Genomic DNA, 11,434 nt, shown 5'->3' with positions numbered 1-11,434 from the left:
TTAAAACGTATTCGCTTCATATGTTTTTCGGCTGATTTTCTCAATCACCTGATGGAGATCATCCGGCTTATGGAACTCAATAGGGGAGAAGCCTTTCTCAAACAGAATGGTGTCAGCCTCAATGACCAGGACATAGCGGTTATTGATTTTCGCTAAATGGATGGTTTCTCCGAAATCAGCGAGGAGGCCCTTGATACTTGTGCTGTCGAGCTTCATCTTCAGCTCAACTTCCGGTTCCCGCTCAACTAATTGGGCTGCTGCTTCGACGACCTGCTCTGTTGACAGCTTTTCTTGCAGCTCCCGCTTCGGGCTCTCAGCCCAAATCTCAATGGCCTCCTCGAACTGGCGTCTTTCCTCGCTTTCAGGTTCATATACCTCTCCAATATGCTCTTGTACCATTTCCATTACATGATTCTTCATGATTTCCTGCTTGGACTCCCCATATTCGACGAATTTCAAAAAGTCCTCAAAGTAACGGGCATGGGAGGATTGGTGGATTTTCAGCTCGTTTTCCTCAATCATTCCTTCCTCAGGCATATGCGGATAGAGGATGGATTTCATATTCTTGGTCGTAATGGCCATTTCAACATTGCGAATCAATGTTTTCTCATCAGAGATGGAGGCAACCTTCGGCTCGAAATCACATTTCATGATGAAGAGGAAACGATGCTCAAAGAATTTCCGAGGCACTGCTGATGCTAGGAGGAAGACGCCTCCTCGCACAGCGCTCGTGTCCAAATAAGAATGAACAAACTCCTCACTGCAGCTTTGGAACTCCTCTTTGCTTTCGGCATAGCGGGTTCGGTTAAAGGCGTTATAATTCGGGTTTGAATCGAGCGCATGGCCTGGCTCGATAATAAAATGCCCAAGCTTGGTCGGAACTTGTTCGGAATTCGGGTGGCGTTCCACCTTTCTTTTGACGATTTTCTTAAATTCCCCGTCAAGGAAATCTTTCAGAGCGCTTTCTTCGTATTCAGCTGTGTCAAGTGTTTGATAAAGCTTGGCTGTCGGCTGCTCTTTATTTTCAGTTTCAATTACGAAAAAGGATAAAAAACGTATCTCAAATTCCATCATTCACACCTAATTTCTTGTTTAGTCAGCCTTCTCAGTATCCCAAAAGCTCAAGATTTCGTCAATTTCCTTTATCGTACCCAAGAGCCTATAAACAGAATCCAAGAGGGGATGACAGTCTTTGTGTTTTGATGAAACATTTACCAAGCCTTTTCACGCTAAAGCTGGGGTATAGGGTGTTAGAGGTGTATGAACTGTTTAGGAGGTGGAGGACATGGAAAGATGGGCTTACTTTTTCGTCCTGTTGGTGGGAATCCTTGTGTCTATCCTCTTGATTAGCTTGATGGTGGTCGGAATAGCCTCCTGCATCAAGTGGAACCGTGACAGGAAACAGCAGCAGCATGCCATCCTTCGTAATTTTCCTTTCTTGGCTAGGGCACGCTACGTATCTGAACAGGTCAGTCCGCAATTGAAGCAATACTTCTTTGAGGGGGATTTGACAGGGAAACCATATTCTCATCACGATTATGTAGCAATCGTCAAGACGGCGAAATATGCGAAATCTGTTGTCGCGTTAGGGAGCAAACGGGATTTTGACAAGCCTGGATTCTATATTCGTAATGCGTTTTTTCCAAGGCTTTTGAAGGATATGGGGGCAGATCAAACACCGCTCATCCATTCAAAGAAATACATAATTGATGAGGAGACCCTTCTATCAAGGAAGGAGCATATGGTAGAAACCGATTTGAAGCCTTGGCTTTATGAGGATGAAGATGCTGTTATCATTGGGGCTGATACTTGCCGCAAGCCGTTTCATTTGAAGAGTCCTGTAGGGATGAGCGCAATGAGCTATGGAGGACTAGGCAAGAATGCCATCAAGGCTCTGTCATTTGGCGTTCACGATGCACGAGCGTTTATGAATACCGGCGAAGGTGGAATCTCTCCCTACCATCTGGAGGGAGGAGCAGATTTAATCTGTCAAATAGGTCCTGGTAAATTTGGCTTTAGGGATAAGGAAGGAAATTTCTCTTGGGATGAGCTCTTGGAGAAATCCAAGCTGGATCAGGTAAAGGCATTTGAATTGAAATTAGGCCAGGGGGCAAAAATACGCGGGGGCCATATTGAGGGAGTAAAAGTTACTCCGGAGATTGCGAAGATACGAAATGTCGAGCCCTATAAGACGATTGATTCCCCAAATTGCTTTGAGGAGTTTGACAGCTTTGACTCTATGCTGGATTTCATAGAAAGAGTCAGGGAGGTTTCCGGTAAACCGGTTGGAATCAAAATGGTTATCGGTGCAGAAGAAACGTTTGAAGAATTTGCATCTTATATGAAAAAGAGTGGGCGTTATCCTGATTTCTTATCCATTGACGGTGCTGAGGGAGGTTCAGGAGCAACCTATAAGGCTATGTCCGATTCAGTCGGACTTCCGATTGTCCCATCTATTATGATTGCCAATCGTCTATTGAAGCAATACGGAATCAGGAACAAGATGAAGATAATCGCCAGCGGTAAGCTCTTCTCTGCTGACCGGATTGCATTGGTTCTATCTCTCGGCGCTGATGCCGTGCAGGTGGCCCGCGGATTGATGATTGCCGTAGGATGCATTCTCGCTGAAAAATGTCATACAAATCAGTGTCCAGTAGGTGTGGCTACGACAGATCCTAAGCTGCAAAAAGCCCTTGTCGTTGATGAAAAAAGGTATCGGGTAACCAATTATCTTGTTGGTCTTCGGGAGGAATTATTCATGCTGGCCGCCTCTGCCCATTTGAAGAGCCCGCGTTATTTCGGTGAAGAGGATATCGTGTTTGTAGATGAGCACTATCAGGTGAAGAATCTGAAGGATATCCAATCTGAACCAGGATGGGAAGGGCTTGTAACAAAATAAAAATAAGCGGGAAGGAATGGCTGGCATTCTTCCCGCTTATGATAAATGATAGGTTTGCTCACCAGTATTAGGAGGCTTCGATGGAGGTATCTTTTTTATTAAGTGCTCTGTTCATATGAAGTAAACGCTTTTTGATTTCATTGGCATAAATGATATCATTGTCCTTGATAGCAAGGCTTAATAAATCGAGCAGATCATCCAGCGTCAAGCTTTCTGTATTCTGTTCGTCAATTTCCCCTTCTTCGAACTCGTTAACAATCTGTTTTTCTGAATCCTTTCGTTTCTCTTCTTCTTGATAATGGGAAACGAAAATTTCAACAAGCATAGCATCCGTGATTTTCTCCCCGGTTGTCTCTGGCAGCATATCCAATATTTCTAATTCCTCAACAATCATATCAAAGCATTTGTCTGAAAGGGTGTATTCGGCCTTTCCTCCAAATAATTTTTCAAATACAGTCAGTAATACGGGAGTCGTTAAGGAAGTCAGTAGTTTTTCATATACTGTGTTGGTTTGTCTAACTTCTGCCAGAATAATCTCTTTCGTCTTGCTCCGCATAAAAATCCCCCTTGTATTTAAAGTCATGATTGAAATCATTTTCTAGGATAATAGTAGCATGAAAAAAAGAAGAATGATAATTTCGTGAACTGAGAAACGAGAAATGTCACAATATAGTAAGTAAATTCCTTTTGTGGCAGATATCAACCTGTAATTCATTGAGAGGTCTGTATGAAAATGGCAAACCATATTGTTATTCCGAAATAATATAAAGGGCTGTTTACCTGTTATCCTATTGGTTTGCAAAGGGCACTGAGACGATTTTTAATATCATTCATATATTCCTCATCTCCTTCTTCCTTCGCAAATAGGAGCAAATCCAGCAAATCATCTACCGTAAGCATCAAGGTATTCTGGTCATGTGAATCATCGCTAATCAAGCTGGAATCAGAGGAAAGATGCCTGCCGATGACATTGTAATAGAGATGGACCAAGGTAGAGCTTGAATACGGCACAGCCATTTCGGGAAGGGGATGGTCTGTTTTCTCCAGCTCGTTTTTCAGTGCCAGATAGGTATTCTCTGATAGAAGATGAGTGCCTGATGGTCCAAATAGATTGTAAAACATTTTTACAACGATTGGCGCGCTTAATGTTTGCACTAATTTAGGAGATACTTGGCCTGTGTTCATTATTTCATCTGTTATCAAAAGGTATGTATTCTTCTTCATCAATCTTCTATCCTCCTTTATGGAATCTATCATAAGCTATTTTTTGGAGAATTTAAACAATTGCGTCTTGGGTTTCTTGATGGAACGTTTAATCGTCATGATGATTAGGATTGGAACTAAGGATTCAAAAGGACCCCCTTACCGGTTTGATAGTCTGCTTCCCGCACCTCTAGTGGAACCATGTTTCCGCCTGTAGACCAGATGATATGGACAGCTGTTTCTGGCAGGTCATATACCTTTGAAGATAATAATGGTCCGTAAAATCCAGTCAGTGCAGACGGTTCGGCATATATGCCTTCCGTATCCATCAGCTCTGCAAGGTAACGGTAAATACGAGTGTCTGATACTGTAAAGGAAGCGTTTAAGCAATTAATCATATATTGGCTGGATAATTCAGATGGCCTCCCGACCGCTAGACCATCAGCTGCAGTCCGGTTTGTAAGGCCAAAATCATGAACAGATACTGAGCTATAAAGCTTTGTGGCCATCCCAAGCAGAAAGCAGGGAGACTCAACAGGTTCAGCAAAGGTCAGATGGACGTGTTTCCCGAATTCCTGCCTTAATCCATAGGCAATCCCGCCTGGTGCCCCTCCAACTCCGCATGGAAGATAGACAAAAAGGGGATGTTTCTCATCAATTTGAACACCTAGATCCTTCAATTGATTTTTGAGCCGGCGGGCTGCTGTTGCATACCCAAAGAAAAGGTCGGCAGATTTCTCATCATCAATGAAATGACAGAGGGGGGATTTCTCAGCTTCCATTCTCCCTTGTTTGACGGCTTCCCCGTAATCTGATCCATGTTCAACGACATTTACCCCACGTTTTCTGAGTAAATCCTTTTTCCATTGTTTTGCATCAGAGGACATGTGAACATTGACCTGGAAACCGAGTGTGCGGCCTATTAAGCCAATACTCAAACCAAGATTTCCGGTAGAGCCAACGATAATCGTATAGCGGGAATAGAAGGACCGGAAAATAGACGAATCGATCTTGCGGTAATCATCTGTTATCTTTAGGAGCCCTTGCTGTACAGCCAACTGTTCTGCGAGTTTCAACACCTCATAAATCCCGCCTCTAGCCTTCACCGAACCTGATATGGCGAGAGCATGGTCGCATTTGAGAAAAAGCTTGCCTGCAATGGCTTGGTTATGGAGCTGTTCGAGACGGTCTTGCATATGTTGTACCCTTACTAAGGGTGACTCAATCAAACCTGATTGTGCTTTTGTCTCCGGGAATTTATGGGCAAGATAGGGGGCAAAGCGATTTAAGCGTTCTTCAGCCTCATCGATTTTCGAACAATCTAAATGAAGAGGTGGATTAGGATGGTTCACCCAGTAACATTCTTTTCTTTCCGAAATATCCTGCAAGATAGGCAGTTCCTTCAGCCATTCATCCTTCGTTTTGCCATGAATTTTTTTCATCAATCAAACCATCTCCTTATGTGCGCATTTCAATAACATTACTTTCATTAAACATGATAATGCCTATTTTTTGAAATAGTCTGTCACATTATTTGGTTAATATGATATAATTATGATATCACTTTGATATATAGGAGATGGTGTGATGGCCGAGAAAAAGGCATTCAAAATCAATGGATACTTAGGTATCCTCATTGGAGCGATATTAGTTGGAATGGGGATTTACCTGTTTATCATGTCTGGTGGAGCAGGGCTGGGACTTGTTATTCCTGTTATCCTCGTCATTCTAGCTGCCTTGATTTTTTCTGGAGTAACCATTGTCCAGCCAAATGAGGCAAAGGTACTGACACTGTTTGGTACGTATGTCGGTGTTATTCGGGAGCAAGGCCTTTGGGTAGCGCTGCCGCTAACGATGAAATCAAGCGTATCATTACGGGTGATTAACTTTAACAGCGACAAGCTTAAGGTCAATGATTTAGAAGGAAATCCAATTGAAATTGCGGCTGTTGTCGTTTATAAGGTACAAGATAGCGCAAAGGCCACCTTTGATGTAAAGGATTATAAAGAATTTGTTCAGATTCAAAGTGAAACGGGCATTCGTCATATCGCAAGCCAGTATGCTTATGATCATTTTGGTCATGAATCGGAAATGTCCTTACGGAAGAACAGTGATGAGATTGCTGTTTTCTTATCAGAGGATTTACAAAAACGTTTGTCTGTAGCGGGGGTAGAAGTTCTTGAGGCCCGTATTATGCATCTAGCCTATTCTTCGGAAATCGCTTCAGCCATGCTGCAAAGACAGCAGGCACAAGCAGTCCTATCTGCACGGAAGGTTATCGTGGACGGGGCAGTCGGGTTAGTCCAAAGCACGATCCATCAGTTGGCGGACTCTGGGGTTGTCGAACTGGACGAGGATCGGAAGGCACAAATGGTCAACAACTTAATGGTGGCGATTGTGTCTGATAAGGGATCGCAGCCGATTATTAATACAGGCAGCATCCATTAAGGAACTGGTTTAAATGACAAAAAGAAAAGCTTATCCGCTTAGGATTGACCCCAAGCTTTATGACGCATTAGAAAAATGGGCAGAAGACGAATTGCGAAGCGTAAATGCACAAATCGAAATCATACTAAAGGATGCGGTTAAGAAAGCTGGAAGGCTGAAAAATGAAGATCATAAGCAATAGAGTGGATAGGAGGCTTCTGCGCTAAGGAGGCCTCCTTTTTGTTCCGGTTCATCAAAGTGGGAAATAGGGAGAAAAATGATATTGATTAATGATGACTTCCATAGTACATTCTTATATAGCTGATTATGAATGAAACATTTCATTTCTTCATTAAGTGGAGAGAAATATTGATCAGTAATCCGTAAAATAAATGGCATGAAAGTCAACGATATGATAGTATAATGGTAATTGTTGGATAATTCCGAATGGTTCGAAAAGAGTGTTTCATTCAATGAGAAGAGGTCATTCCATGATGGGGTTTGTTCGTGAGGTCTTTTATGCTGTATGCATCGGTATTCTTTCGGTGGGAGCGATAGGGTTTATCCTATATGCCTTTATGTTTATCGAGGAGCTAATCTTTTAAGATAACCGAGCAAAACATGATGTAATGGATATGCTCCTGCCGGATGCAGGACAAAAAAGATGCAGGCTCATAATGCCTGCATCTTTTTTGTATTATGGGAAGTTAGGAAGAGGGTCCAGTATGCTAGGGAGAGGCTTTTTTGTTCGGTACAACAATTCAGAGATGGTGACACTTTTGTACCCGTTATCCTTTAATAGTTTTAAGATAGGCTCCATTGCCTTAACCGTCTCTGAAGAACGATTCCTGTTCCAATCATGCAGAATAATGATATCACCAGGGCTTAATCCCTTCTGAACATGATCGACGATTTTAGCTGCCTTCGGATTTCTCCAATCAAGTGCATCTTGGTCCCATGACCATAAAATCACATCAAAGCCTTTTTTGTGAGCGGTTTCGATAATCGTATCATTATAAACTCCCTCAACAGGCCGATAAAGGGTCGGTTTCCTGCCGATGATTTTTTCAATTGCTTCATCCGTCTTATCAAGCTCCATCGATAATTGAAGGGAACTCATGCGCCTGCTTGAGAAGTGGTGAAAGGTATGATTGCCGATTTCATGTCCTTCATCTGCTTCTCTTTTTAATACCTTTGGATATAACAAAGCGTTTTTACCTGTAACAAAGAATGTGGCTTTTGCATCGTACTTTGCAAGCAAATCAAGGATTTGCGGTGTGAAAACCTCATGAGGCCCATCATCAAATGTGATGGCTACTAATTTTTCCTTTGTATTCGTCTCCCATATGACACGCCCTGTCTTCTCATATTCCTCCCTGGGTTTTATTGATGCATATACCCGTGGTTCCTGAATGAGAATGAAGAAGAGTACGAACCATAATAGAAGAAGTTTCTTGCCCATCTACATAACATCCCTTCATCTATGCAAGTAAGGATTAGTATATGGAATTTAGGAAGAAATATTTAAGGGGTTAATTAACATAAAAATAAATGGGAGATACATCCATATACCCTACTCACGGACTTGTCTTTGTGTGAAAATATGGATATAAACAAGAGGCAGGTGGGAGAAGGATATGTCGAGAAGCAAGAAATCGTTGTTTGTGATATGGATGGTTGTCCTCTTAGGTATATTACCGCTGGCGCAGTACACCGAACATCAAGAAGCCCATGCAGGTCCCCAATCAGAACTTGGGACCAAAATATCGAAAGTATTAAGTCATGAGGATCTAAAAGGAGCTGTGACAGGAATCAGTGTAAGGGAGGCTAAGACAGGGAAGATTATTTACCAAAAGAACGGGGATACCAGATTGCGGCCTGCTTCAAGTCTTAAGCTTGTGACGAGCGCGGCAGCCTTAAAGCTTCTTGGAGGAAATTATCGTTTTAAGACAGAAGTTTATACGGACAAAAAAGCAGTTAATGGGGTTCTAACGGGTAATTTATATTTAAAGGGGTATGGCGACCCTACTCTTACGACAGCTGATTTAGACAAACTAAGCAAGCAGCTGAAGAAAAAAGGTATACGCAAGGTGAAGGGGAATCTAGTTGCTGATGACAGCTGGTACGACAGCACGAGACTTTCTCTTGACTTGCCTTGGAGCGATGAACAGGAATATTATGGAGCACAAATATCAGGATTGACCGTATCCCCAGACACTGATTATGATGCTGGAACGGTCATCATTCAGGTCGCACCAGCAGCCAAAGAAGGGAAAGCGCCGAGCATAAAGGTATTGCCGAAAACAAGCCATATCAAGTTATCTAATAAGGCTAAGACAGGGAAGGCTGACAGCAAGAAAACGATCAAAGTAACGCGTAAGCATGGAACAAACCAATTATCTATAACGGGCAGTATTCCGAAGAACAGCTCTGCCTCTAAATATTGGATAGCCGTTGAAAATCCAACAGGTTATACCTTAGAGCTATTTAAGCGTTCCCTTGCGAAAGAAGGCATCAAGACTGCTGGTAAAATGACTGCAGGGAAGGTACGTCCAGGTGCAGTAAAGCTCGCATCAGACCAATCAGCTCCTTTAAAAGAAGTCGTGAAACCATACTTAAAACTAAGCAATAACACGATTTCCGAAGTCCTCGTGAAGGAATTAGGCCGCGTAAAGGGCAAGGGAGGAAGCTGGGAGCACGGGCTCTCTGTTATTGAAAAACAGTACAATTCCCTTGGAATTAACCATAATAATATCCTCATGAGGGATGGGTCTGGTGTGTCGCATGTGAACCTCATCACGCCGAATACACTGAGCAATGTCCTCTATAAAGCTCAGTCTGCTTCTTGGTATAAAATTTATCTTAATTCCTTGCCTGTTGCTGGAAACAGTGACCGTTCTGTCGGAGGAACGCTGCGCAATCGAATGAAAGGAACACCTGCTGAAGGCAAGGTCATGGCAAAGACCGGTTCCATTTCTACCGTAAGCTCGCTTTCAGGGTATGTGAAAGGCAATGCAGGGAATAAATATACCTTCTCCATTATCATCAATAATGCGATAGAAGAGGATCATCTGAAAACCATTGAGGATCAGATTGCTGTCATTCTCGCAAGCGAGTGAGGTTCTTTCATGGGCTGCTTCTAGAGCAGTCCTTTTTCTATGGGCAGATATCGTTAAGGAGGCTTTAGCTCTTGGTCATTTTACCGTGGAGGAAAGGTAAAGAGAAAAGAATATAAAATAACACCTTTTCGATAAAATGAAGGGGCCAACAAACACCCTACCGAAAGGACGTTTTTTAATATCTACCCATCATCCCGCATCTCCATCGAAGAGGAAACACTGCAAAGAAGGTCGCATGTGAAATGGAGGAATTGGAACGGGAAGACAATAGCCAAGTGCGAAAAGAGGAAAGAAGAGCCCTCCGTAAAGTGGAGGACGAAAGCGTGTTCGGTCATTCCAGCGTTTTTTCCTCTGAAATCTCCTGAAATCCCAAATGGAATTCGGGATTGACGCCATAGACCATAACTTCCTGAAAGTAGCCCAGCTACTTTCAGGAAAGTTCTTTCATAAATCAAAAAACAGGTGGCGAAACCAATTTAGTTTCGCCGCCTGTTTCATTTATTAGGGACTTATGAGGCAGCCGCTTTCATTTATGATTAACCTGGTTCGTAAGCCTTAGGAATACAAAGCAATATAGATACGTAATGAAAAAATGATGGCTAATAGAATGATAAATTTAAGAACGGCATACTTTGAAAAGGATTCGATGAACAGGATAGCCAAGACGGCATACAAACAACTGGCTACCACAAAGACCCATTCTGAAAATCCAACCATTAATTGAAGTATAGCGATCATTAATATCACTAAGAAGTGCAACCCATCGAATCTGTCTGTCTCTCTGCGCACCTGAAAATCACTCCCTTCCTTACCATCCTATTCACGACACCCAGGATTGGAGCATCTCCCAATAAGGGAATTTTGTATAATGATGATTGTTTTGTGCAGATAAAAAGGGAATATGATTGGCGCAACGATGATTTAGACGGATGAAAAGAACCCAGCAGGAGGAGACAAAATGAAAATGAATCGATTTATCATCACCATGTTTTTGGTACTCGTCGTCATAACATTTACCTTTCCGCCTTCTGATGAGGCGGAAACGGTTCCGAATCTGGAGCATATGATTGACGCCCGGCAAAAGTATTTCGGAGGATTGATTGGAAAAGGGTGAATCATTTGGTTTGTTGGGCAATGCGGGATTCCATCCAATGGACATTGGCGGCTATGATTATGGGTTGTTGAGCGAATTCATGAAGTGTATAAGCCGTTCAACGAAATGTCTCTCTGCGGCCAATATACAGGCACATACAATCAAAGGAAGGCGGCATAGGAGGAGAAACATATGAAGGGGTGTATGCAGATAAGATTTTGATGCTTTAAGTCTAGAGAGAGAATGGCGGCTTACATCGCTTTTTTTCATCTGAATGGAACCCCATGTTTATTCTCGGTTGGACATCTAAATCTATTTTAGTGTATTTTTATTATATGAAAATAACATATAGGTGGGTATTAGATTGGCGAAGTGGTAAATAAGAATAGGAGCAATAATCAAAAGCCTATCTATTATCAAAGCAAAATACAAAAATAGAAGGAGGGTAAAAGATGGATGATTTGTTTATAGTACTATTCTTACTATCTATTGTAGCTTTGATTGTGGGTTTAATAAAACCAAGCCTCGTATTGAAATGGCTGCCTGAGAACAAAAGGAAAAGAAAGTCTGCACTTTTGATTTTTGGTGCCGCAGCCATACTGTTTTTCGTCTTGATTGGTGTAACTGCACCTCCGGTAGAGGAAAATACGAATAGTGACTCACAGGCAGAGCAACAGCAAGAAGAAGCCAAAG

At 42.3% G+C, this 11,434-nt stretch carries 11 protein-coding genes and 1 pseudogene; 6 read left to right on the top strand and 6 right to left on the bottom strand.

Going from position 1 to position 11,434, the window contains the following annotated elements; genetic code table 11:
• Nucleotides 1–1,071 carry a DUF3900 domain-containing protein gene (locus ACI35L_RS08810; protein WP_049671298.1) on the bottom strand — a complete coding sequence of 357 codons (1,071 nt, stop codon included), beginning with the start codon at nt 1,069–1,071 and terminating at the stop codon, nt 1–3.
• 214 nt (nt 1,072–1,285) lie between these two features.
• On the opposite strand from ACI35L_RS08810, the gene ACI35L_RS08805 reads away from it, so the two are divergent.
• The gene (locus tag ACI35L_RS08805; RefSeq protein ID WP_439802693.1) at nt 1,286–2,899 is read left to right on the top strand and encodes a glutamate synthase-related protein; all 1,614 of its coding nucleotides are present in this window, start codon (nt 1,286–1,288) and stop codon (nt 2,897–2,899) included.
• A gap of 67 nt (nt 2,900–2,966) precedes the next feature.
• On the opposite strand, the gene ACI35L_RS08800 is transcribed toward ACI35L_RS08805, so the two are convergent.
• The 3 genes from ACI35L_RS08800 to ACI35L_RS08790 all read right to left on the bottom strand — a co-directional run bounded on the left by ACI35L_RS08800 (nt 2,967) and on the right by ACI35L_RS08790 (nt 5,544).
• Nucleotides 2,967–3,455: a hypothetical protein gene (locus tag ACI35L_RS08800; protein ID WP_049671296.1), complete on the bottom strand. Its 489-nt coding sequence runs from the start codon at nt 3,453–3,455 to the stop codon at nt 2,967–2,969.
• 227 nt (nt 3,456–3,682) lie between these two features.
• On the bottom strand, nt 3,683–4,123 hold the full coding sequence (locus tag ACI35L_RS08795; RefSeq protein ID WP_156185625.1) for a hypothetical protein: 441 nt from the start codon (nt 4,121–4,123) through the stop codon (nt 3,683–3,685).
• 116 nt (nt 4,124–4,239) lie between these two features.
• Nucleotides 4,240–5,544 (bottom strand): D-serine ammonia-lyase, encoded by a 1,305-nt coding sequence (locus tag ACI35L_RS08790; protein WP_439802694.1) that lies wholly within the window; start codon nt 5,542–5,544, stop codon nt 4,240–4,242.
• A gap of 145 nt (nt 5,545–5,689) precedes the next feature.
• On the opposite strand from ACI35L_RS08790, the gene ACI35L_RS08785 reads away from it, so the two are divergent.
• Complete coding sequence (locus ACI35L_RS08785; RefSeq protein ID WP_049671294.1) at nt 5,690–6,550, top strand: SPFH domain-containing protein; 861 nt, start codon at nt 5,690–5,692, stop codon at nt 6,548–6,550.
• Between the two features lie 13 nt (nt 6,551–6,563).
• Entirely contained in the window at nt 6,564–6,731 is a 168-nt protein-coding gene (locus ACI35L_RS08780) for an Arc family DNA-binding protein (RefSeq protein ID WP_156185624.1), read from the top strand.
• Between the two features lie 495 nt (nt 6,732–7,226).
• Here ACI35L_RS08780 and ACI35L_RS08775 read toward each other — a convergent pair whose 3' ends face one another.
• Nucleotides 7,227–7,991, bottom strand: coding sequence for a polysaccharide deacetylase family protein (locus ACI35L_RS08775; protein WP_439802692.1), 765 nt, complete (start codon nt 7,989–7,991; stop codon nt 7,227–7,229).
• A 175-nt stretch (nt 7,992–8,166) separates the two neighbouring features.
• Between ACI35L_RS08775 and dacB the strand changes: the two genes are divergently transcribed.
• Nucleotides 8,167–9,648 (top strand): D-alanyl-D-alanine carboxypeptidase/D-alanyl-D-alanine endopeptidase, encoded by a 1,482-nt coding sequence (dacB, locus tag ACI35L_RS08770; RefSeq protein ID WP_439802691.1) that lies wholly within the window; start codon nt 8,167–8,169, stop codon nt 9,646–9,648.
• A 555-nt stretch (nt 9,649–10,203) separates the two neighbouring features.
• Here the strand turns inward: dacB and ACI35L_RS08765 are convergent.
• Nucleotides 10,204–10,437 (bottom strand): hypothetical protein, encoded by a 234-nt coding sequence (locus tag ACI35L_RS08765; RefSeq protein WP_049671291.1) that lies wholly within the window; start codon nt 10,435–10,437, stop codon nt 10,204–10,206.
• 169 nt (nt 10,438–10,606) lie between these two features.
• Here ACI35L_RS08765 and ACI35L_RS08760 point away from each other — a divergent pair, with 169 nt between their 5' ends.
• Both ACI35L_RS08760 and ACI35L_RS08755 read left to right on the top strand, forming a co-directional pair.
• The gene (locus tag ACI35L_RS08760; protein WP_439802690.1) at nt 10,607–10,762 is read left to right on the top strand and encodes a hypothetical protein; all 156 of its coding nucleotides are present in this window, start codon (nt 10,607–10,609) and stop codon (nt 10,760–10,762) included.
• A gap of 431 nt (nt 10,763–11,193) precedes the next feature.
• Nucleotides 11,194–11,434: pseudogene (locus ACI35L_RS08755) on the top strand (Ltp family lipoprotein); the annotation flags it as partial.

This window comes from Pradoshia sp. (assembly GCF_051873915.1).
GTDB lineage: Bacteria > Bacillota > Bacilli > Bacillales > Pradoshiaceae > Pradoshia.
This window is presented reverse-complemented; position numbering and strand designations above follow the sequence as displayed.

Coding starts and splice junctions, on each gene's coding strand:
- ACI35L_RS08785 (WP_049671294.1), top strand. CDS start 5,690: ATGGCCGAGAAAAAGGCATTCAAAATCAATGGATACTTAGGTATCCTC.
- ACI35L_RS08780 (WP_156185624.1), top strand. CDS start 6,564: ATGACAAAAAGAAAAGCTTATCCGCTTAGGATTGACCCCAAGCTTTAT.
- ACI35L_RS08760 (WP_439802690.1), top strand. CDS start 10,607: ATGAAAATGAATCGATTTATCATCACCATGTTTTTGGTACTCGTCGTC.
- ACI35L_RS08790 (WP_439802694.1), bottom strand. CDS start 5,544: ATGAAAAAAATTCATGGCAAAACGAAGGATGAATGGCTGAAGGAACTG.
- ACI35L_RS08800 (WP_049671296.1), bottom strand. CDS start 3,455: ATGCGGAGCAAGACGAAAGAGATTATTCTGGCAGAAGTTAGACAAACC.
- ACI35L_RS08805 (WP_439802693.1), top strand. CDS start 1,286: ATGGAAAGATGGGCTTACTTTTTCGTCCTGTTGGTGGGAATCCTTGTG.
- ACI35L_RS08795 (WP_156185625.1), bottom strand. CDS start 4,123: ATGAAGAAGAATACATACCTTTTGATAACAGATGAAATAATGAACACA.
- ACI35L_RS08810 (WP_049671298.1), bottom strand. CDS start 1,071: ATGGAATTTGAGATACGTTTTTTATCCTTTTTCGTAATTGAAACTGAA.
- ACI35L_RS08775 (WP_439802692.1), bottom strand. CDS start 7,991: ATGGGCAAGAAACTTCTTCTATTATGGTTCGTACTCTTCTTCATTCTC.
- dacB (WP_439802691.1), top strand. CDS start 8,167: ATGTCGAGAAGCAAGAAATCGTTGTTTGTGATATGGATGGTTGTCCTC.